This window comes from Streptomyces sp. NPDC088707, from assembly GCF_044752725.1.
In the GTDB taxonomy this organism is placed as follows: Bacteria; Actinomycetota; Actinomycetes; order Streptomycetales; family Streptomycetaceae; genus Streptomyces.
In genome coordinates this window covers 292136-313914 of the sequence record NZ_JBIVLV010000002.1, presented here as the reverse complement: position 1 = coordinate 313914, position 21779 = coordinate 292136, and the positions used below count along the sequence as shown (strand labels likewise).

13 protein-coding genes are annotated in these 21779 nt (G+C 70.7%); 5 read left to right on the top strand and 8 right to left on the bottom strand.

Annotated features, from left to right (window positions below; genetic code table 11):
* Positions 1-13 precede the first annotated feature (13 nt).
* Both ACIP84_RS08870 and ACIP84_RS08865 read left to right on the top strand, forming a co-directional pair.
* Positions 14-613, top strand: a complete 600-nt coding sequence (locus tag ACIP84_RS08870) for a pentapeptide repeat-containing protein (protein WP_355959155.1) — start codon at positions 14-16, stop codon at positions 611-613.
* 169 nt (positions 614-782) lie between these two features.
* Positions 783-1925 carry a hypothetical protein gene (locus ACIP84_RS08865; RefSeq protein ID WP_401796299.1) on the top strand — a complete coding sequence of 381 codons (1143 nt, stop codon included), beginning with the start codon at positions 783-785 and terminating at the stop codon, positions 1923-1925.
* Positions 1926-2049: 124 nt separating this feature from the next.
* Here the strand turns inward: ACIP84_RS08865 and ACIP84_RS08860 are convergent, their stop codons facing one another.
* Genes ACIP84_RS08860 through ACIP84_RS08850 form a run of 3 tightly spaced genes read right to left on the bottom strand, consistent with a single transcriptional unit; the run spans position 2050 to position 4764 of the window.
* Positions 2050-3081 carry an NAD(P)/FAD-dependent oxidoreductase gene (locus ACIP84_RS08860; protein ID WP_401796297.1) on the bottom strand — a complete coding sequence of 344 codons (1032 nt, stop codon included), beginning with the start codon at positions 3079-3081 and terminating at the stop codon, positions 2050-2052.
* Positions 3078-3593: an isoprenylcysteine carboxyl methyltransferase family protein gene (locus ACIP84_RS08855; protein ID WP_401796294.1), complete on the bottom strand. Its 516-nt coding sequence runs from the start codon at positions 3591-3593 to the stop codon at positions 3078-3080. The genes ACIP84_RS08860 and ACIP84_RS08855 overlap by 4 nt, the downstream gene beginning before the upstream one ends.
* A 13-nt stretch (positions 3594-3606) precedes the next feature.
* Positions 3607-4764, bottom strand: a complete 1158-nt coding sequence (locus ACIP84_RS08850) for a type III polyketide synthase (RefSeq protein ID WP_401796291.1) — start codon at positions 4762-4764, stop codon at positions 3607-3609.
* A 6-nt stretch (positions 4765-4770) separates the two neighbouring features.
* Between ACIP84_RS08850 and ACIP84_RS08845 the strand changes: the two genes are divergently transcribed.
* The gene (locus tag ACIP84_RS08845; protein WP_401796288.1) at positions 4771-5673 is read left to right on the top strand and encodes a UbiA family prenyltransferase; all 903 of its coding nucleotides are present in this window, start codon (positions 4771-4773) and stop codon (positions 5671-5673) included.
* Between the two features lie 192 nt (positions 5674-5865).
* Entirely contained in the window at positions 5866-7233 is a 1368-nt protein-coding gene (locus ACIP84_RS08840; protein WP_401796285.1) for a pyridoxal phosphate-dependent decarboxylase family protein, read from the top strand.
* A 25-nt stretch (positions 7234-7258) separates the two neighbouring features.
* On the opposite strand, the gene ACIP84_RS08835 is transcribed toward ACIP84_RS08840, so the two are convergent.
* Positions 7259-8197 carry a hypothetical protein gene (locus tag ACIP84_RS08835; protein ID WP_401796282.1) on the bottom strand — a complete coding sequence of 313 codons (939 nt, stop codon included), beginning with the start codon at positions 8195-8197 and terminating at the stop codon, positions 7259-7261.
* A gap of 104 nt (positions 8198-8301) precedes the next feature.
* Entirely contained in the window at positions 8302-15021 is a 6720-nt protein-coding gene (locus ACIP84_RS08830) for an RHS repeat domain-containing protein (RefSeq protein ID WP_401797089.1), read from the bottom strand.
* Positions 15022-15553: 532 nt separating this feature from the next.
* Between ACIP84_RS08830 and ACIP84_RS08825 the strand changes: the two genes are divergently transcribed.
* Complete coding sequence (locus ACIP84_RS08825) at positions 15554-19015, top strand: DNRLRE domain-containing protein (RefSeq protein ID WP_401796279.1); 3462 nt, start codon at positions 15554-15556, stop codon at positions 19013-19015.
* A 308-nt stretch (positions 19016-19323) separates the two neighbouring features.
* On the opposite strand, the gene ACIP84_RS08820 is transcribed toward ACIP84_RS08825, so the two are convergent.
* From ACIP84_RS08820 to ACIP84_RS08810, 3 genes are all read right to left on the bottom strand, one after another.
* Positions 19324-20391 carry a hypothetical protein gene (locus ACIP84_RS08820; RefSeq protein WP_401796276.1) on the bottom strand — a complete coding sequence of 356 codons (1068 nt, stop codon included), beginning with the start codon at positions 20389-20391 and terminating at the stop codon, positions 19324-19326.
* A 232-nt stretch (positions 20392-20623) separates the two neighbouring features.
* Complete coding sequence (locus ACIP84_RS08815) at positions 20624-21217, bottom strand: VanZ family protein (protein ID WP_401796274.1); 594 nt, start codon at positions 21215-21217, stop codon at positions 20624-20626.
* Between the two features lie 79 nt (positions 21218-21296).
* Positions 21297-21674, bottom strand: a complete 378-nt coding sequence (locus ACIP84_RS08810; RefSeq protein WP_401796271.1) for a hypothetical protein — start codon at positions 21672-21674, stop codon at positions 21297-21299.
* Between the last annotated feature and the right edge of the window lie 105 nt (positions 21675-21779).

Genomic DNA, 21779 nt, shown 5'->3' with positions numbered 1-21779 from the left:
GAACAGTGCGCCCATGACCGACGAGAACAGCCACGCCACCGAGGTACGGGACCGGTGGGCCCGGCCGGAGAACGCCCCCGCCCTCGACGGCATCCGCGCCGCCCTCGCCGGCGGCGGGGACTGGCGTGCCCTCGTGCGCGAGTGGACCCTGCCCTGGGGCACCGAGAACGACCTGGCCGGCATCCCGCTCGCCGGCGTGGTCCTCGGCGGCGTGGACCTGACGGGCGTCATCCTCAGTTACGCCGACCTGAGCGGCTGCGACCTGAGCGGCTGCGACCTCACCGACGCGTTCCTTACGGGTACCGACCTGCGCGGTGCCACGCTGGTGAACGCGACCCTCACCCGCGTCAACGCCGGGCTCTGCGACCTCAGCGGCGCCGACCTGACCGGAGCGAACGCGGACGACGCCGTGTTCTCCCGCGCCCGCCTCGTCGGCACCCGGCTCTCCGGCGCCTCCCTGCGCCGGGTGAAGTTCGTCGCGGCCGAACTCGGCGACGCGGACTTCTCCGACGCGGACCTGTCGGAGGCCGTCCTGGTCGCGGCGAGGACGGCGGGCGTGAACCTGGACGGCGCCCGCCTGGAAGGAACCCGCCGCGGCTCACTGAGGCCGTGAGTCGTCGCGGCGGTGGCGGCGGCGCGCGCCGGTGACCGGTCGGGCCCGCAGCGGCCGGGTCGCCACGCGTGTTCTCCCGGCGCCGGCCCTGGGCGAACCCCGCACCGCACGGCCGATGTCCGAGGTGCGTCGTACTCTTCCCCGAGTTCGACTTCCCTGGGAGATGCGCTTGTCCGTTCACGCTCGGCTCCGTGCCACCGTCGCCGCTCTCCTGCCCTCGTCGCAGGCCGGTCCGCCGGAGATCGCGGGGCCGCCCGGGCGCCGGATGCTCGTCCAGCGGAGCGACGACGAGATCGTGGCCCAGCCGCTGGACGACGCCTTCGTCGCACGCGCTGGGACGGAGGTTCGCTTCCCCGCGCCCTGGCCCCGGAGTCGCGGAACGTGGGAAGTGGCGCCGGACGCGAGTCTGGCCGTCTTCGCCGGGGTCCATGCCGTGCGCGCGGTGGAGCCGTCGGGGGCGACGCGTTGGGAGGTCCGCCACGGGTGCTGGTACGGCGCGTGCCAGGAGATGCACGCGTCGTACGACGCGTACGCGGACCGGCAGGACCATCGGTACCCGGAGAGCGGCTCGGTCGGCTTCTCGGCGGACGGCAGGCTCGTCTGGGCCCACGTCCGCGGCCCGTTGCCCGAGGGCGAGCTGAGCCCCGACACGGCCGACGAGTGGCTGGTCATCGACGCCGAGGACGGTCGTGTGCTCGCGCGGGCCGACGCCGAGGCCGCAGCGGCCGGCAGCATTCACCTTCCCCACCCGACCGATCCTCGCCAGATGGGGCTGAGCATCGGCGAGGGACAGGACGGCGCACCGCTGCGATGGGGCCGGTGGGACGGGAAGGAACTGATCGTGGACTGCCTGGACGGCGACCTGTGCCTGCTGAGCCTCAGTCCCTCGGGCGACCGGCTCATGACCGTCTCCCACGACCAGGACTCCCTCGCCGTACGAGACTCTCGCGGCACCGTCGTCGAGGCGCTGGACTGGAACGCCGAGGCAACGATTCCCCGGCACCCTGACGCTCCCACCCACGCTGACCCCGACGCCGGCGCCGGCGAGGACGAGCTGGACGTCTGCTGGGACTGGGCCGGCGGCTTTCTCGACGAGACGACCCTTGTCGTCTCGACCGCCGAGAGCGACGAGGAGTGGGGACAGGGCCGGCACTGGCTGGTCGACACCGCGGGCGCGCGTGGTTTCGTGCCGATCGACTACCCCTCGCCGGTCTCCTGCCAGCCGACCGCGTGGGGAGGCGGTGTCTGGTCGACACTGTCCGAGACCCGCGACGTCCTCCACGTCTGGGGTCTCGACGCGCCGGAAGGCTGAGCGCCGACCGAACCCGTGGCCCCCAAGGTTGTACGTCGAGGTCATCGAGGCGCTGCTGGTCCCGTCGGCTCCAGGAGTCCCCGAGGCTCCCACCGCCCGCGCCGAACGGACACCGGACGGGGGCTCAGGCGAGGGCGTTCACCGCGACGGCGAAGACGCGGGGAAGCCGGGCCGCGGTCGGCACGATCTTGTCCGCCAGTCGGGGGCGTTGCCGAGCCCGCAGCAGGCAGTCGGTCAGGAGCCGGTGCCGGAGGGTCGCCCGCTTCCACGCGGCCTCGTACGCGCCGGGTGAGCCGCGGCGCAGCTGATCGACGAGGACCCTGGCACCGGCGAGAGCCAGTGAGACGCCCTCGCCGGTCAGCGCGTCGATGTAGCCGGCGGCGTCGCCCACCAGCAGGACCCGCCCTTGGACGCGCGAGCGGACCCTCTGGCGGAGGGGACCCGCACCACGCACGGCGCCGACCGCGGCCCGGCGGGGCAGAGCGGCCGCGAGCTCGGGGAAACCGGCCAGCTGTTCGTCGAACGGCGCACGCAGCGAGGTCAGGAGCGCCACGCCCAGGAGCTGTGACCCGAGCGGGGTCACGTACGCCTCGCCGTGGGGACCCCAATGGACCTCGACGTACGAGGAAGGCGGCGCCACGGCGTAGTGCCGGCGCAGCCCGTAGCGCGGGACGCCCTCGCCGGGCATGCCGAGCCCCAGCGAACGTCGCACCGGCGAGTGGAGTCCGTCCGCGGCGACGAGCCACCTGGCGCGCACACCCGTGGCACTGTCGGAGACGCCCGCGGCGTCCTGACGCACGTCCCGCACGCGTACCGGCAGGACGGGGACTCCGGCGGCGACGACGGCCGCGTGCAGGGTGGCGTGCAGGACGGTGCGCCGCACTCCGAGGCCGGGGCCCTGCCGGAACTCCGCCCGGGCGTGGTGCCGGCCCTGCCGGTAGCGGATGCCGAGGATCGGCCTGCCGGGCACGTCCAGTCCGAGTGCGCGCAGTTCCCTGACCGCCCCGGGCATCAGCCCCTCTCCGCAGGCCTTGTCGAGGGGCAGGCCCCGCGGTTCCGCCAGGACGACGTCCAACCCCGCCCGCGCCGCGTACAGCGCGGTGGCGAGACCCGCGGGGCCGCCGCCCGCGATCAGCAGATCGTGCGTGCGGCTCACGCCACGCTCACCCGCCCCAGGGCGGTGTTCTCGCACCGGATGCGGACGGCGAGCAGCGCCGCGTTGGCCGCGGTGAAGACGGTCGCGGTCAGCCAGGCGCTGTGCACCAGGGGCAGCGCCGCGATCTCCGCCACGACCGCGACGTAGTTCGGGTGGCGCGCGAAGCGGTACGGCCCGGCCCGGACGAGACGGGCTCCGGGGACCACGATGACCCGCGTGTTCCAGTAGGGGCCCAGGGTCGTGACGCACCACCAGCGCAGCGCCTGGGCCAGGACGACGACGGCCAGCATGCTCCAGCCGAGCACGGGCAGGAACGGCCGGTGGGCCAGCCAGGCCTCGGTCAGACAGCTCGCGAGCAGGGCCGTGTGCAGGGCCACCATGACGGGGTAGTGACCGCTGCCGTACTCGACCCCGAGACGGGCCAGGGTCCAGGCCGCGTTGCGTCGCGCCACGACGAGTTCGACGAGGCGTTCCGCGGCGACGGCCGCCAGGAGAAGCGTGTACCAGAGCATGTTCCGTGATCCCTCACCAGCGCAGCAGGACGAACTCGACGCAGAAGCCGGGGCCCATCGCCATCATCAGACCCCACGAGCCGGGCGCGGGAGGGGCGTTGGTGGTGACGTCCTCCAGGATCCGCAGGACCGAGGCGGAGGACATGTTCCCCGACATGGCCAGGGCCCGGTGAGCCGATGCGAGGGCGCCGTCGGGAAGGTCCAGGGCGTGTGCCACCGCCGTGAGGATCCGCGGTCCCCCGGGGTGGCAGATCCAGGTCCCGATGTCGTCCGGAGCCAGGTCGTGGACGGCGAGGAAGTCCCGGAGGTCGGGCCCGATCCGGGCTCCCACGACGTCGGGGATGGCGGCGTCCACCACCGGTCGGAAACCTCCGGCACCGATCGTCCAGCCCAGCAGGTGCTCGGTGTCCGGGTAGAGGAGACTGCGGGTGGCCACCACCGCCGGGCGACCGGACCGGTGCTCGCCGGGCCGCGCGGCGTGCGCGACGACCGCCGCCGCACCGTCGCCGAACAGGGCACCGGCGACGAGGTTGGCGGGCGAGTCGTCACGCTGCTGCAGGGTGAGTGAGCACAGCTCCACGCTGAGCAGCGCGGCCACCTCCCCCTGGTGGCCGCGCAGGTAGTCGTGGAGCCGGGCCAGACCGGCCGCTCCCGCGACGCAGCCGAGCCCGAACACGGGAATCCGCTTCACGTCCGGCCGCATGCCCATGCGCGAGGCGAGCCGGGCGTCGAGCGACGGCGCGGCGATACCGGTGATGGAGGTGCACACCAGCAGGTCCAGCTCCGAGGGTGCCAGCCCGGCGGCGTCGAGCGCGGACGTCAGAGCCCGTTCCCCGAGTTCCAGGCCGGCCGTCATCCATGCCGCGTTCGTCTCGCCGAAGTCCCGCAGAGCCGCGTACTGGTCGATGGGGAGAGCGAGGTGACGGGTCCGCACCCCGGCGGCACCGTGCAGGCGGCGCAGTACCGTGCGGTCCGCTCCGGGGGCCAGACAGAGGTCGCCGATCAGCTCGGTGAGCTCGTCCTGGGCGTATCGATGCTCCGGCAGGGCCGTACGGACGGCGGCGACGACGCTCTGCCACTCGTCGGGATCGGGCCGCGCATGACCGGCGCCGCCGGCACGCACCGCCGGAGGTGTGCCGGGCGCGAGCCGGTCGACTGTGGGGACACGCATTCCGGGATGTCTCCTCACGACCGACGGCGCGATTACCTTGCTCCCGTGTCTCTATACCTCCCTGGTCTTCCGGTGCGAGCGACACACCGGCTCGTGACGCTGCTCCACTCGTGCCACCCGGAGCCGACGCTCGCGGTGACGGTGTTCGTCACCGCTCTGGCCGCCGTGTCGGGGCGGGGGCCGGGGGATGTCGTGGCGGTCGGAGCGGCGGTGCTCGCCGGTCAGCTCTCGATCGGCTGGTGCAACGACGCGGTGGACGCGGGCCGGGACGCCGCCAGCGGCCGGCGTGACAAACCGATCGCCGCCGGGGCCCTGCGTCCGCGGACAGCCGCCGTGGCCGCCGTGGTGGCGCTCGTCGCCTGCGTGCCGCTCTCCTTGCTCAGCGGCCTCGCCGCCGCGGCCGTCCACCTCACGGGCGTGATCGCCGGCGGGTGGGCGTACAACCTGGTCCTGAAGCGAACCCCGTTCTCCCCCGTGCCGTACGCCGTCGGGTTCGCGTCCCTGCCCGCGTTCGTGACGCTCGGCCCGCCGACGCACTCCTGGCCCGCCTGGTGGGCCGTGGCCACGAGTGCCCTGCTCGGTGTCGGCGCCCACTGGGTGAACGCGCTGCCGGACATCGCGGACGATCTCGCGACGGGCGTCCGCGGTCTGCCTCAACGCCTCGGCGCCGTGGCCTGCCGCCGGCTCTCCCTGGTCACGATGCTGGCCGCGGTCGCGATCGTCACCGTGTGCCCGCCCGGGACGGCAGGGGCGGCGGGCTGGGCGTGTGCGACGGCGGCGGGATGCGCCGCGGCCGTCGGTACGGTCCCGAGGTGGCGTGAAGGCAGCCGATGGCCGTTCCGGGCGGCGATCGCGGTCGCGGGGCTGGCCGTCGTGCAGCTCCTGTCACAGGGCTCTGTCATCGTCTGAGGCGGGAGGGCGGGCGCTCCGGCGCCGCTCCGGCGCGTGTCGAGGCCTTCGAGTCCGTCGAACGCACAAGGGGGACCACCTGGCCGGTGCCGGCCTGTGCCCCTCCGCCGGCGACGGTGAGCACTCCGTTCGGGACGACGTACCTCGGCGGTCGGCTTGCGGGGCGGCGGCGACGGTCGCATAGTCCGAGGTATGGACCCGCGCGAGGCGGCGCTCCGACAGGCGTACGACCATGCTGTCCGGTGGCTGGGGAGCCTGCCCGACCGCCGGGTTCCCGCCCGTGCTTCGGTCGACGAGATCGTGAGCGCGCTCGGTGCCGAACTGCCGGCCGGCCCCGGCCCGCCCGCCGACGTCGTCGACCTGCTGGCCACGGCCTGCGAGCCGGGGCTCACCGCGTTCCCCAGCGGCCGCTTCTACGGGTTCGTGGTGGGCGGCACGGAGCCGGCCGCGCTGGCTGCCGACTGGCTGGTCAGCGCCTGGGACCAGAACTGTGTGATGCGCACCGTCTCGCCCGCGTACGCGGCGGCGGAGGAGATCGCCGGCGCCTGGCTGCTCGATCTGCTCGGCCTGCCGAGGGACAGCTCCGTGGGCTTCACCACGGGTGCGACGATGGCGAACTTCACGTGCCTCGCCGCCGGGCGGGACACGGTGCTGCGGCGCGCCGGCTGGGACGTCGCCGGGGACGGCCTCACGGGTGGCCCGCCCGTGCGGGTCGTCGCCGGCGAGTCCCGGCACATGGCCATCGACCTGGCCCTGCGCTACCTCGGGCTCGGCCGGCCCGAGCTGGTCGCGGCGGACGATCAAGGACGCATCGAGCCCGAGGCCCTGCGCAGGGCGCTGTCGGCCGGCGGGCAGGGCCCCACGATCGTGATCCTCCAGGCCGGCGACATCCATTCCGGCGCCTTCGACCCCTTCGCAGCGAGCATCCGTGCGGCGCGCGAGGCAGACGCCTGGGTCCATGTCGACGGCGCGTTCGGGCTGTGGGCGGCCGCCTCGCCCCGCCTCGCCCACCTGACGGCGGGCTGCGCGGACGCGGACTCCTGGGCGACGGACGCCCACAAGACGTTGAACGTCCCCTACGACTGCGGGCTCGCGATCGTGCGCGACGCGTCGGCGGTCCGGGCGGCCATGGGCCAGCGCGGCGACTACCTCATCCAGCACGAGCACGGCGACCCCATCGACAAGGTGCCCGAACTCTCGCGGCGCGGCAGGGCGTTCACCGTGTGGGCCGCCCTCAGGTCCCTCGGCCGGTCAGGCGTCTCCGACCTCGTCGAGCGGCTGTGTCGGCACGCCTCCGCGTTCGCCGCCGGCATCGCAGAGATCGACGGCGCGACCGTGCTCAACGAGGTCGCGTTCACTCAGGTCTGCGCCGAGTTCGGCGGCGACGGACGCACCGACCGGGTGCTCGCCCGCCTCCTCGACGACGGCACGGCGTGGATCAGCGGCTCCACCTGGCACGGCAGACGCGTCATGCGGATCTCGGTGAGCAACTGGTCGACGAGCGACGACGACGTGGCGCGCACGCTCGACGCCATCCGCCGCGCGGCCGCCGGGGCCTGACGACCCCGGGGCCGACACGTCTCCGTCACTCGAAGACGATCATGGTGGTGGGAGGGCCGGGGACCGGTGGGGGCTGACGCAGTTCGCCGCTGATCAGTGCGTCGCCCAGTGCGCGCTTCACCGCGACGACCGCTTCGTCGCGGTAGTCCGGGAAGCGCGGAGTGGCGAGGACGAGGAGCGAGCCGTTCGGAAGTGGTTCGACGGCGTGGAAGGCCCGGGAGGTTTCGAGGGCGGTCCGACCGCCGAGGGCTTCGGCGATGTCGGCGGAGATGATGCCGAGCCAGGAGTAGCCCCGGAGTCGGGAGCGCCACAGAGGGGTGTTGATGCTCGGGACACGGCCAGGGCCGCGGGTGTAGCGCTCCAGTTCCGTGGCGCCGCCCGCGTGTTCGTACGAGGTGTGGGCAAAGACGACGTCGAAGCGGTGGGCAGCCCAGCGGACGGTGTCCAGGAGCCGGGTGTGGGCGGCGGCTGAGGTGGACGGAGTGGTGAGCTCGGCTTCGTCGACCGTGTAGAGGAGCTTGACGTAGTCCGGCAGGTCCTCGTCGAAGGTGACCGAGAGGCTGATGCGGCGGGTCTCCCGGCCGGTGTGGGGGTCGACGGTTCCGATCCGTGCGCCGGCGGATTCGGGAGAGCGGGCGAGGTGGTCCCTCAGCCAGGGGAGGGCGGCGGCCGTGTAGGGGTTGTAGAGGACGTCGAAGGTGTCCGCCGGGGAGACGTCGAGGAAGCCGAAGACTCCGGTGCGCTGGGCGGCGGCCGATACGGAGGGCTTCCTGGACCCCGCCGCGGAGACCCGCGGGGTCGCCGGCAGGGCGGGAAGGAGCCCGTCCGTGTCGGCGGTGGAGACACCTTCGGTGAGCCACTGGAAGGCGATGTCGGCCCTTCGGGAAGGGTCCGGCTCGTGGACGGTCAGTTCCACGCACAGGTTGTGGCTCAGGCCTGCATTCATCGACGCGAACGCGTCCATCGGGTCGTCCTCCATGCTCTTCGTTCGCTCGGGAGTATAGGTCGCACGCCGAGGCGGGCCGCCCCCAGTGGGGGACGGCCCGCCTCAGCGACCGGGTGGTGCCGTCAGGGAATGGGGTCGGCCACGATCCTGCCTGCGACGTAGAGGAACGTCAGGGCGACCGCGCCCCAGCCGATGGTCTTCGTCTGCTCGGGCGTGGGCTGCCATGCCTGGATCGGGATCGGGGCCCAGACGGGGACGGGCTCCATTCCCGGGGGCGCCTTCTTGCTCTGGTTCCGGGTCCACCAGCCGATGACGCCCTTGTACTCCGCTCCGGCGCGGTTGGTGTTGGGACGGCTGCGGGTGGACTGGGCGACGAGCATGAGGCGCGGGTCGATGGGGTCGACGGTGGCGACCTGCGGGAGTTCCCAGCCCTTGTGGACGGTTCGACCGAACGTCTTCTTCTGCTCGATCTTGTTCAGGGTGCTGACGTAGCGGTCGAGCTGGGCGGGGCCGGCCTCCTCGGCCGTCTTGGCGGACTTCACTTCCCAGATGAAGATGTCCTCGTTGAAGTACATCACGATGTCCGCGAAGCCGTCCGCCTTGGGGCCCGCGCCGGGAATGTGGACCTCGGTCTCGACGCGCACGTCGGGGTTCTTGGCCCAGAGGGCCCTCAGGAAGGCGGCCATCGCCTGTACGGCCGCGTCGTGGCGGAGCTTGTCGGCCGCCATCTCCGCGCCGGTGCGCCCCTTGGTGGGCTTGTCCGTCGTACCGCTGCCGGTCCCCTGCCCGGTGCTGCCGGTACCGCCGGTGCCACCGGTGCTTCCGCCGCCCTGGCTGGCGCTGTCGTGCTGTCCGTACCCGTCGCAGATGTCCTTCGGGCAGAGCCCGGTGGGGTCGGACTGGGCGACGGGACTGTTGCCCGCGTAGGCGTAGCCGTTGATCTGGAGCGGGTCGTTCATCTCCATGACCGGGTCGACGGAGACGAACCGGCCGGCGCTCTGGTCGTACTCGCGGGCGCCCAGGTGGGTGAGGCCGGTGGCGGTGTCGTCGACACCGACGCCGAGGTAGCCGCGCTTGTTGGGCCACGAGGACGGCTTGGTGCCACGGGATTCGCCGTAGGGCTTGGACTCCCGCCGGGTGACCGTCTGCGCGCCGGTGAGCTCGACGGCCGTGTGGGCCGTTCCGAGGTTGTCGGCGATCAGGACGGTGAGCTTGTGCCCGGTGGTGGCACCGTTGAGTGTCGTGCGCACCACGTGGGGGGCGCCGGTCTGGTTGTAGAGGCGGGAGGCCCGGGTCACCTTGCCGGTGGCGTCGGTGGTGACCTCGGTCTCGCCCAGGTACAGCGTCGCGCCCGTGGGGGAGGACTCCAGGAGGCGGTTGCCCTCGGGGTCGTAGACGTAGGTGGTCTTGCCCGCAGCGGTGGTGGCCGTCGCGAGCCGGTTCTCCTGGGTCCAGGTCAGGTCCTGGGAGCCGGAGGGGAGATCCCGGTCCGTGGTGTTGCCGGCGCTGTCGTAGACGTAGGTGCTGCCCGTTCCCGTCGGCGTGGTGACGATCCGCTGGAGGGTGTGGGGCTGGGCGATGGTGGAGGGCCCGGTGCCGTTGCCGGTGACGGTCCTGCCGTAGGTGTAGGAGGAGGTCGTGTCGGTGGCGCCGTGGTCGACGAGGGAGGCCCGGTTGCCGAGCCAGTCGTAGGTGAACGACTGCCAGTAGGACGCACCGCCGGAGGTGACCGTGCCGGACGCCGGTGCGGCGGAGGCCAGGGTCGAGGTCAGCGAGGCGTCGGGGCTGCCGCTGGTGTCGGCCGCGGTGTCGGACGCGTCCGCGGCGCCCGCGCCGCTGGGTTCGCCGTCGGTGCGCGGGCCCCAGACCGTGCCGGCCGCGGACTTGCAGCCGACGCCCTTGCCTGTGACCGCGATGTTCGAGGTCCAGGCGTTGACCAGCTGGCCGAGGCGGTCGTAGGTGAAGCACTGGGTGTCCCAGGCGGATCCCGACGCGTCGGTGAGTTCCCGGGCGTGGGAGGAGACGAGCCCCGCGGAGTCGTACGAGTAGCGGCTGTCCGCGATGCGGTGCGGGCCGCCGGTCTCGCGGTCGGTGACGCTCCGTTCCAGACGTCCGGTGTGCTCGTCGATGAAGTTGGTCGACCAGACGCGTCCCGGCTGTGCGCCGCTGACCACGCGGAGCGGCTCGCCGAAGGGCGAGTAGCTGACGTCGGAGGTGTACCAGTCCTGGCCGGAGGTGGACTCCTCGAGTCCGTCGCCGTCGTAGCGGGTGACGACCCTCTCCGCGGCGAGGCCGCCGACCGCGGGGAGCGTCACCGCCAGCCGCTTGCCGGTGGTCGTGTACTCGTAGCCGTAGGTGTAGGTGCCGGACAGTCCCTTGGTGGCAGCGGTGTCCGGGATGACGAACTGCTTGCCGGTGGGCCGGTATTCGGTGTCGTAGCCGGTGACGCGGCTGGTGTAGGCGGTCGTCCCCTGGTACTGGACGGAGGCGGCGGGCTTGCCGACGGCGCCGGCCACCGTGTCGTAGGTGAACTCCTTCACCAGGGTGGCCTCGGCCGGGGCCTGGGCGGGTGTCGTGGTGGCGTTGCCCTCGCGGACGAAGGTGGTCCGGCCGAGCACGTCGTACTCGGTGAAGATCGATTTCGCCGTGGCCTCGTTCGTGCTCTTCACACGTCGGCCGGCGTCGTCGTACGCGAAGAGGGAGGTGCCGGAGTCCGGGTCGGTCTGCGAGACGAGCTGACCGCGCGCGTCGTAGGCGTAGGTCCACACGTTGCCCGCGGGGTCCGTCACCTTGGTGCGGTTGCCTCGGGCGTCGTAGCCGTACGAGGTGACACGCTTGGCGGTGCCGGCGGCGTCGGTGTAGCTGCGGACCGAGGAGACGCGGCCCAGGGCGTCGGTGTACGTGTCCGTCACCGGCACCGTGGAACCGGGCTTGTCGACCTTGGTGTAGTTGTCGCCGTAGGTCGTGTAGGTGGCGTACTTGAAGGTGGAGCCGAAGTACGTGGAGACCTGGACCGGCCGTTCCATGCCGTCGTAGCGCGTGCGGGTCTTGCTCGGCACGACGCTGTCCGACCTGGGCTCGAAGAGCGCCGTGGTGGGGCTGCCCTTGGCCAGGTACTTCCCGCTCTTCTCCTCGACGAGGCTGTGGTCGTTGTAGAACGTGTCCACGACGATGCGCCCCGGGCCGAAGGCGTCCTCCTGGGACTGCACCTCGCGTCCGAGCCCGTCGTACAGCGTGACCTGCTTGTGGTAGGTGCCGTCGTCCTGGAGCGTCTCGGTGGTGACGGCGGCGGGCTTGGTCGCGCTGCTGGTGGCCACGGCCGGCTGGTAGCCGAACTTCACGCTCGGCGTCTGGTTCCCGGCGGAGCGCGAGGGAATCCATCCGGCGGTAAGGCGCCCGAGCGCGTCGTACTGACGCCGGGTGACGCGGCCGTTGGTGTCGGTCACGGTCAGCGGCAGCGCGCGGCCGGGGTCGAAGGTGGTGGTGGTCGTGAGCTGCCGGCCGCCGACCGTCTGGACCGACGTGGTGGCGGTCACGGGGCCGCCGTCCGCCGGGGTGAACCGGGTCTCGACGGTGCCCTCTCCGGGCTTGGCCACGGTGCGCAGTCGGCCCAGGGCGTCGTACGTGCTGGTGGTGACCAGCGCACAGCAGTTGCCCGCGCCGTCGTTGACCGCGGTCGAGGTGGCCAGGCCCCTGACCGGGGCGGCTCCGAAGGCCAGGTCGTCATAACTGCTGCGGGTGACGCTGACGACCTCGGTCGCCGGGTCCGCGGTGGCGTGGCCGGTGCACGGCGTGGCCGTGGTCCTCGTCTCGGACGGCAGTCCGATGAGCCACGCACTGGTGTTGTGCACGTAGGAATAGGTGGTGCAGCGCTGCTCGCTCAGCGTCTCGCCGGTGCCGTTGGGCTTGACGACCGAGGTCTCCGAGCGCGTCGGGAGCCCATAGGTGGTGTCGACGTCGGTCGTGGTGCGCACGCTCTGCCAGGAGGCGCCGACCGTCTGGACGGTGTCGGTGCGTGCCGTTCCGGTCCGGTACGCCTTCAGCGGTTCGAGCGCCGTCCCGTCCTCGCCCTCGCGGGGGCGCGAGGCCGTCTCCTTCACCCAGGGGAAGGTCAGGACGCGCTTGACGACCCGGCCGGCGGTGCGGTCGTAGGAGAGGGTCTCGGCGGTCTGTCCGGCGAACGGGCGGGCGTCGTCCGCGGCGAGGGTGTACTTGCCCGTCGAGTCCTTGACGGCGCCGCCGACGCCGAGGAAGTACCGGGTGGTGGAGGTGGACTGGGCCTGGGGATCACCGGCCTTGATGTTGTTCTTCTTGCCCTTGACGGTGGTGACTTCGCGGTAGCCGCGCCAGTCGCTGTACGTCCTCAGCGAGGGCTTGGTGAACTCGTCGTCACTCTTGCTCCACGCCGGTTCCTTGTACGCGTACTGGGTGTAGACCGGCACACCGTGCGTGGTGACCTTGTCGGTCTCGACGACACTCGCGACGACGTACTTGTTGAACCAGGCCTTGGCCGGCTTCTTCTCGTCACCGTCCGGGGACCAGCGCACGGGGAAGCAGGTCCCGTTGGCGCTTCCCTTGTCCGTGGCGGGCTCGGCCGCGCAGCCTCCCGTGTACTTGACCTCGATGTCCCCGCCCTCTTCGGTGGAGACCACGCCGATGCGAGGACGCGTGAAGCCGGGGCGATGCGGGTCGCCCGCCACGAGGTTGGGCAGCTGGCGGTCGCGCAGCCTGTTCTGCAGGGGGTCGCGGGGGCCCACCTGGTACTGCGCGAAGCTCACGCCGTCGGACGACTCCAACGTGCCGGTGGTGTCCCCCGGCCCGAAGCCGCGACGGGTGATGGAGTTGAGCCACAGGCCCGGGGAGGTGTCGTACCACTCGGTGGGGAAGGACTGGTGGAGCGTGTACGTGTCCACCTTGCCGAGTCCGGTCTGGCCCGGACGCTCCGACTTGGTGGTGATGGACTCCAGGCGGCGCTGGGTCCAGAAGGAGGGGAACGGCGGGCAGAGGTCGGAGCCGGACTTGCAGTTGAGGTTTCCGGGCGTGTCCCACCAGGGGCGGTAGGCGCCGGGGTCGTCGGTCTTGTCGAAGTTCGTCGCGGCGCACAACTCGACGGACTGCAGGCAGCGCTGCTGCGTGGCGAACTCGACCACGCCCGCGGGCTTGGTGAGGTCGGCGAGCCGCAGACCGTACTCGATGCTGGAGGCGTAGGCGTAGCGGGAGTAGCGCTCGGGCGTCTTGAACTTCTTGCGGACCGCGTAGTAGTTGGTCTCCTGGGTCCAGTTGACCACCATGGCGTTGCCGTGCGTGTCGACGATCCGGTCGAGACCCCAGCGCCAGGCCTGCTGCTTGCCGGCGCCGCACCGCGAGTCGGCGAAGGCCGTGGCATGGCACGGTTCACCGGGGTGGTTGCCGAACACCGGCACGGTGGAGACGGAGTTGGTGTCCGCGTGCCCCGCTCCGACCTTGTTCAGCCCGAAGTGGTAGGCCGTGCCGTCGACCGTGGTGACGACCCAGTACTCGCCGTTGTCGTCGCCGTTGGTGCCACCGGTCTTGAGCTGGATGCGCGTGCCGTCGTCGCTGGCCGGACGGTAGGTGTCGGCGTCGACGCGGACCAGTTCGGTGGTCGAGCCGTTCAGGGACATGACGGCGTTGTACGAGACCCAGCACAGGTCGGACGTCTTGTTGGCCGATCCCACGTTGTTCGGCTTGCCCGCTGCCATGTCCTTCGTGTCGTCCTGGCACGAACGGTAGCGGCGTTCGATGTGGCCGGGCTCGTAGGCCCAGCCCTCGCCGATCCACGAGGCCTGCGGCGAGGTGACGGCCGTCCGGCCGTCCACCGTCTGGGAGTTGTAGTCGAGCGAGATCTTCGGCGTGGGGCCGGCCGGCGCGATCGGCACGGCGATCGGGTACGACCAGGTGAACGCCCCGGAGGCACCGGTGGTGGCCCACTTGCCGCTGGCGGCGAGCGGGCTCGCCTTGAACGTTCCGCCCGCGCCGTCACCCGAGTCGACCACACCGACGGCGGCCTTGTCGCCCGCCGGATCGGCCGCCGCAGCGGTGCTCATCAGCTGCGTCGAGGCCCCGCCCGCGGCCGGGGCCTCGACGGTCGCGGCAGCGGCGTCGATGGTCGCGGTGGCCGTCTCGGAGTCGGTGTCGTTCTCGGTCGCCAGCTCGGTGTACGCCTGGCACTCCTCGAGTTCCGGGGTGCTGAGGTAGCAGTCCGGGAACTGGACGAACTTCAGCCGGGAGGCCCAGTCGGCCCCGTAGAGGTTCTTGAAGGCGGAGTAGTCGAGCCGGACGTCGACCGGGACGGAGCCGCCCGCCGGAGTGTCGATCTCCAGGAGGACGCCGTTCACCCCCTGGGCCAGCGCACCCGCGTGGGAGTCGATGGAGACGCTCCAGGTGCCGGCGGGTGCCGCCTGGCCCTCGGCCTGCCCCAACCCGACGGGCAGGTCCTCGACCGGTGTGACGGCTCCGCCGCCGGCCGCCATGGCGGCCGGGGCGGAGGTGGCGAAGGTGACCTGGCCGGTATCGGCGCGCGGCGCGACCGAGGTCCCCGCGGGCGCCTCGGTCTGATCGGCTGGGGCCTCGACCTTGAGACGGTCCAGGTGCTTCTCGAGGGTCTTGCCCTCCAGCGGAAGGTCCTGCTGGAGGCTCTCCAACTGCACGGCTTCCCTGCCGACTTCGACTCTCGCGGGATCCGGAGGAAGCGCGAGGGCGGGGGCCGGCAACAGCCCTGTGAACAGTGCCGCACCCAGAAGTGCGGCAACGCCTCTTCGGGTGGAACGCAGGCGCGCACGCCTAGAACGACCAGACACGGTGAAGGTCCCCCCGGACCACATTGGGCGGGACCCGAGCTGGACCACGCGTGACGGCAGATGGCGCAGATTCTGTGGCCTCCCTATGAAGATCCGCCACATGAGAGGAGGTGGTGTGGTGATCATCACCGCGCATAGGCGGCGCACCCTCCCAGAGCGATCCCAACGCGACTCTTGACCCTATTCAGATGGCGCGTAAGTTCCGCTCCTCAAAGGGATGTTCAGGACGCTTTCCATGGATTCCACCCTCAACAACCGTCACTTCGTGCGTTGTTGTCATGATTTCCGAAGCCGTAAACAGGCCACGCTGTGCCGGAGGGTTCCGTTCCGCCGGTTCCGGCTGCTCACCACACCCCTGTGCGCTCCGCGCGTCCTCCCCCGGCCGGGTCGGCGGGCGGGGTGACGGGCACGTCTCGATGGGCCATGATCTGCACGCTGCCCACCCCGCCATGCCCTGCCCACACCCCGTCGTCGTTCGCCGGCGGTGTCATGGCCGGTGCCGCAGCGCACCGGCGCGACCGTGCTGCCGGCACGAGGGGGAGGGGAGCAGTCCCGTATGAAGGGCATCTGGCGCCGACGACCTGGGCGTCGCACCGTCGCCGCGGCCGTGGCCACCGCCATCGCCGCGACCGGCATCACCTGGGCCGGTCTCGGCGGCGGCGAGGAGAGCCACCACGACGCATCGCCGCCACGTCCCGTGGTCAAGGAGGTCACGACGGCCGTGGCGATGAACCGGGCCGTCCGCACCGGCAAGCCGGTCGAGATCACCGAGTTGCGCACCCCGAGTTCCAGCACCTTCGCCCGCCCCGACCGGCTGCTTGAGCGGCGCCAGTACGTCTCGCCGATCCGAGCGAAGGTCGACGGCTCGTGGAAGCCGATCGACACCACCCTGCGCCGGACCGACGCGGGCTGGGAGCCGGCCGCCACCAACACCCACATGGTGTTCTCGGCGGGAACCGCCCACACCGCGGGCCGCGACGCCCGGGCCTCGCGCGTGGTCCAGCGGGTCTCCCTCGTACGGGGTGCCCCCGCGCGAGCGGGGGACACGCCCAGCCCGCTGGCCTCCCTCGACGTAGGCGAGGGCATCGTGCAGCTGACGTGGCCCGGGCCGATCCCCACGCCCGTCGTCGACGGTTCGCGCATCCTCTACCCGGAGATCCTGCCGGGCGCCGACCTGGTGCTGACCGCCGACGACGGCGGCTTCGCCCAGCTGCTGGTGGTCAAGAACCGGCAGGCCGCCGCTGACCCGCGCGTCGCCCAGCTCACCTACGGCCTGACGTCGCCGACGCTGCTCTTCCGCGTCGACCCGCTCTCCGACATCGTGTCGGCCGAGAACAAGAACGGCGACGAGGTCGCCCTCTCCCCCTCGCCCCTGATGTGGGACAGCTCGGGTCAGCCCGCGGTCACCGACGGCCAGGTCGGGGCGAGTGCGCAGCCGACCGCCCCGGAAGCGCCCCCTACCTCCACGCCGAGCACCGAGCCGGAACCCACCACGACGGCCACGACCGACGTCGACGTCGAGTCCGACGAGCAGACCGACGCCGAGTCCGAGGTCCTGCCCACCGCCTCCGAGGAGCCGGCACCCACCGTCTCGGAGCCGACGCTTCCGCCGGTCCCCACCGAGCCGACGCCCGCACCCTCCCAGAGCGGCTCCGCCGCCACGCTCGCGCTCCCCTCGCTCGACGGCCCCGGCCCCGACACCCGCGGCGCTCTGGTCGAGGCCGACCTCGCCGCGGACCAGTGGACCCTGACGCCCGACCCGGACTTCCTGACCGATCCGGCCACCGTCTACCCCGTGTTCATCGACCCCTCGGTGACCAAGCACACGCAGAACTGGACGACCGCGTACAGCCGTCACCCCCAGGCCACGTTCTACAACGGGCGCAACTTCAACAAGGGCGGTACGCACGAGGCACGCGTCGGGTTCGAATCCGACTCCTGGGGCACCTCCCGGTCCTTCTTCACCGTCGACTTCGACCCCTCGCTGCGGGGAACGGTCATCTCCAGCGCGAAGCTGCGCCTGCTGGAGACGTACTCCTGGTCGTGCAGTGCGCGCCAGATGACCGTGCACCTGTCCGGCAAGATCAGCTCGAAGACGAACTGGAAGAACGCCCCGAAGCTGCACGACGGGAACCAGATCGCCGCGCGCAGTTTCGCCCACGGCTACAAGTCCGGGTGCCGCGACGCGTACGAGACCTTCGACGTGAAGAAGACCGCCCAGCAGGCCGCCGACGGCAGCTGGAACAGCATCACCTTCGGGCTTCGCGCGGGCAACGAGAAGTCCCAGTACGCCTGGAAGAAGTTCCAGGCCAACGGTGAGAACGGTCCCGTCCTGGTCCTCGTCTACAACCGCAAGCCGACGCCGCCGACCAACCTCGATCTCGGCCCCGAAGCCAAGTGCACGACGACTCCGCCGTACGTCCGCATGGGCTCCGGCACCGTGTACTTCACCGCGAAGGCCACCGACAAGGACTCCAACCTCAAGGAGCTCGACTTCGACCTGTGGCCGACCGGCCAGTGGGACACCACGAAGGACCTCCTCAAGGGTGCCGGCACCGTTTCCGTCGGCGGCAGCACGTCGGAGGCCCTGCGCACCACGCCCGCGTTCTCCACGACCAACCTCACCAACAACACGCTCTACTCATGGCGGGTCAGGGCCGTCGACGCCGCGAACGCCACCTCCTCCTACTCCCCCGCCAACACACCCTGCCGCTTCGTCCTCGACACCGCGGCCCCGAAGCCTCCCAAGGTGCGCTCGGACGTCTTCCCGAACGCCGACATCAAGGAGAACGGCTTCGCCAACGACGCCGAGGACAGCGTCTGGAGCACCGTCAAGTTCGGCTCCCCCGGCACCTTCCACCTCCGGGCGCTGAACAGCGACGTCGTCAAGTACGAGTACAGCTTCAACACCGCCTCCTACAACTTCTCCAAGGCCCGCACCGCCGGAACTTCGCCCAGCGTCGAGACCGCCGTCACCGACCTCAAGCCGCCCACCGCGGGCCCGAACGTCCTCTTCGTGCGCACCGTCGACCAGGCGGGCAACGTCTCCGAGGCCACCAAGTACTTCTTCTACGTCACCCCGCGCGACGAGGCCGACACACCGGGAGACTTCACCGGTGACAAGCTCCCCGACCTGATGGTCGTCACGGAGGGCGGCAACCTCGCCCTCTACCCGTCCCTCGGTCAGACCGCGGACATCACCAAGCCCAGCGGCAAGCTCGGCTACTCCATGTCCGGCGCCTATCGCGGCAACCCCGACAAGGACCCCAACGGTGACACCCTGCCCGCCTACGTGGCCGCGCCCAACGGCCACTTCAAGAACAACCCGCTGATCGCCCACAACGGCGACATCTACGGCGCCGACGGTCTCCAGGACCTCGTGGTCCGGCTCGGCGACAGACTCTGGGTCTATCCCGGTGACGGGTACGGGGCGGTGAACGTCGACGAACGCCGGGAGATCCTCCTGCCGGCCAACGCGCCCAACCCCAGCACGTTCACCCAGATCATGTCGGCCGGTGACATGACGGGCGACGGCAGAGCCGACTTCCTCGTCACGGCCGGCGACGTGCTGTGGGCCTTCACCGGATACCACGGCGCCACCGTCCAGCAGGCCCAGCAGATCGCCTCCACCCCGTGGAACACCCAGGACATCGTCACCGTCCTCGACGTCGACGGTGACGCGGTGACCGACCTCGTCTTCCGCCAGGACTCCGGCCGCCTCCTCCTCCGCAAGGGCAAGCCCGCCGGTAGCGGCGTGGCATTCTCCTCACTCGCCACAGCGGCAGCCTCCAAGGACGGAATCGACACCGTCTACGGCTCGGCCGGCTGGTCCAGCACCAGCATCCCGCGCCTCATCGGCACCCCCGACGTGACGGGCGACGGAATCCCCGACGTCTGGACCGTCCCCGCCAACGGCAGCGTCCGGCTCTACGCAGGCGCCAGGAACGTACTCCCCGGCGGCGGCACGGAGATCATGACGCCGAGGGACTACTGGCGGACCCGGCTCGCCATCGGCTGACACCAGACCCTCGCCGGCCCTCACCGGCGACTCGCCCGACGAGCAGGCCGTCGCCCCCACGGGCGGCGGCCTCCTCGCCTCTCCGGCTCCATCCAGCCGTCACCCCACGAGCCGTGCCCTCCCTGCAACCGGCCCCGCCGAGCCATCCGAACCGGTCGCTGTCGCCTCGCGTGCCGCGGCAGTGGCTCGGCCTCCACTGGCCTGCGGCATCCAGCGAGCAAGGCGCGGTGGTTGTCACCGGGTCGGCGTGCTACTTGTCACCAGCAGCGTGCGAAGCAAGTTGGGTGTCACCGGCGCGCTGGGAGAGCTCATTGGATCAAGTCGGTGTGCGGATGCTCGGGGGAAGTTGGGCAAACGTAGATCTGCATGTTGTCCGTGCTGCCTACTTCTACCCCCGTCGGCTGCGAGGGGTTCTGGCCCGCGTAGTGAGAGTTGACTGCGTTTGCCTGGTCTTCTTGCGGCACCCAGCCTTTGTCACCGTCCCACTCAAAGGAAGCGATCGTCAGCAGCGGGACCATCTGTGCCTCGCACACGGCGCAGTACTGCGGGTAGGGGTCGGTGCGGCCCCAGGGGGGCCAGCCGCCAACCTTCCAGCCGGGTGCGTTGGCCAGATGGGTGGAGTAGAAATCGCGCGGATACGCTGCGTAGGAGCTGTCCACGTCGGCGCCGCCGGCCTGCCACCTGTTCCAGTCCTCCAGCATCTCCTGCAGTGCGGGGCTCAGGTCCAGGCTGTTGGGGTATTCGGTGATCGCTTCTGGCGCCAGCAGGCACGGCTCCGGCACGTAGCCCGGATAGTCCGCCTCGTACGGTTCCGGTGGTGAGATGAGGACATCGCCGACCTCCGCGGCCGACCGCCAGAACAGTGCGGTCGCCGGCTTGTAGTTCGGATCGTGCTCGTATGGGCACCAGAGGATCTGGAGCAGGTCGGCCTGTCCGGGCGGCCGCAACAGGGGTATGTCGCGCAGGAACAGCTGAGCCACGGGCAGCATCGGGACCGGGCATTCCGCCGGGCCGGGAGGGCCGGCTTCGAGCCGTTCGGCGAGCCACGCGGCATTGCGCTCCTTGAGCGCCTCCTCTGCGGGTGTGAGGGTGGGAGCCGGGCCGTCAGGGCTCCACCGGGAAGACAAGATCCGGCGGAGCCGCACTTCGGTCGGCGACTGGCGAAATCCGGTGTCCACGTGCAGGTGGACGTCTTCGCAGTGCGGCCAGGGCTCGCCGGCCGGCCACAGCAACGGCCCGCCGACCGAACTGTCACTGACCGACGGCGACCCCGGACGCGGATGCAGCCGTATCGCTGGGCGCGCCAACGGCGCGAGCTCAGGGAAGACCGCTGTCACCTCGACAGGCCGCGGCGGAGTAGTTCGTACGAAACTCATACCGGCGATCTTGTCACCAGCCACTGACAGCAGGGGCCATCCAGCCCGGCACCCGGGCGGCCCAACCAGGCGAACGAGAAGAATGAGGCCGACCACAACGTCGGTCCGATCAGGCAGCGGGCCTTGTCCGGCGTTTCCGCTGACAACACACTACTTTGGTGACAACCATCGCGCTCCGGCTCGCAACTGCTGCACCACATCGGCAGGTTGGAAAAGGCTCAGTGGCGGCGCATTACCTCCGACGGCCGGCAGCACTCTCGGGAGCATCGGCGCGATGCCGAGCGCTCCTCGGGCCCTTACCGACCCAGCGCGCTGACGCTCCAGCCACGAGTACCCCGATGAGCGCGCCTGTGGTATTGAAGAGGACATCGTCGATGTCAACGACCCGGCCAGCGTTCATGATGAGCTGAACAAGTTCGATGCACACACTCAGGGCTAGGCCCTCGGCCAGGACTTGCAGTCCGGATGACCTCTTGACTGCCGCGTACCGGAAGATCGCAAGCGGCACGAACATCGCGGCATTGGCGATCGAAGTGGCGGTTGCCATGCGCCGTTCCATCGGGTACATGCCCTCGATCTCGGAGCCGAAGAAGGCACCGCCAGGCGATAGCGAGACGTACCTGGTCCCGGACCCCGGCAACTGTGTAGGCGCGATGGTGGCCAAGAGGACAACGACAAGGCTGGTAACGAACAGAATACGAGCAATCCTTCTACGCTCTGCCGGGGCGGACGCGATCCACCTTGTCAAGAGGACGGACACTAGGGCAGCGATAAGGACGAAAAGCGACACGCTTAGCGTGTTGACATAGAGGACGATCTGCCACATCTGCTACCTTGTCTGCCACTTGTGGGTTTAAGCCCAAGGCGTGGCCACCCCCCAGAGCAGCCACGCCTAAACTTCTATATCAGCAGCGCCACTGCGAGATGTACTTGTTACCTCCGTGCTCCATGATAGCCCGGATGCAGACTTCAGTATCCATGATGGTGTACCGGGTAAGCGCCGCGTAGCCATTCTGCGTCTTCTTGTAACCGATCCAGGCAGTCCCACTCATCTGGCCGGTCCGCTCGATCTTGGTCTCGATTCCGAGCCTGACGGTGATTTCACCGTCTGCGCCGTAGCGCGTGTAAGACGACGTGTACGTGCCAGGGTTCGGAGTCGGACCACTGATACACAGGTGGCCGTTGGTCAACTGTCCGCAGCCGTTGGGAAGCGCCGCGCTCGCGGCCGGAGCCATCACGATGCCCCCCGCAACGATTGCAATCAGTGCTGTCAAGATGCTCACGATACGCTTCATAGATTCCCCTGGAGTGAGAGTGAATGGGCAAATGCGCCGCCTGCTCATCCAGGTCGTCGTGAAGTTAATGCAGTTAGTACGAACTGGAGACGT

Excerpts from the sequence above, each read along its gene's own strand:
- ACIP84_RS08870 (WP_355959155.1), top strand. The coding sequence starts at position 14 with ATGACCGACGAGAACAGCCACGCCACCGAGGTACGGGACCGGTGGGCC.
- ACIP84_RS08855 (WP_401796294.1), bottom strand. The coding sequence starts at position 3,593 with ATGCTCTGGTACACGCTTCTCCTGGCGGCCGTCGCCGCGGAACGCCTC.
- ACIP84_RS08850 (WP_401796291.1), bottom strand. The coding sequence starts at position 4,764 with ATGCGTGTCCCCACAGTCGACCGGCTCGCGCCCGGCACACCTCCGGCG.
- ACIP84_RS08845 (WP_401796288.1), top strand. The coding sequence starts at position 4,771 with ATGTCTCCTCACGACCGACGGCGCGATTACCTTGCTCCCGTGTCTCTA.
- ACIP84_RS08840 (WP_401796285.1), top strand. The coding sequence starts at position 5,866 with ATGGACCCGCGCGAGGCGGCGCTCCGACAGGCGTACGACCATGCTGTC.
- ACIP84_RS08835 (WP_401796282.1), bottom strand. The coding sequence starts at position 8,197 with ATGGACGCGTTCGCGTCGATGAATGCAGGCCTGAGCCACAACCTGTGC.
- ACIP84_RS08830 (WP_401797089.1), bottom strand. The coding sequence starts at position 15,021 with ATGTGGTCCGGGGGGACCTTCACCGTGTCTGGTCGTTCTAGGCGTGCG.
- ACIP84_RS08825 (WP_401796279.1), top strand. The coding sequence starts at position 15,554 with ATGAAGGGCATCTGGCGCCGACGACCTGGGCGTCGCACCGTCGCCGCG.
- ACIP84_RS08820 (WP_401796276.1), bottom strand. The coding sequence starts at position 20,391 with ATGAGTTTCGTACGAACTACTCCGCCGCGGCCTGTCGAGGTGACAGCG.
- ACIP84_RS08815 (WP_401796274.1), bottom strand. The coding sequence starts at position 21,217 with ATGTGGCAGATCGTCCTCTATGTCAACACGCTAAGCGTGTCGCTTTTC.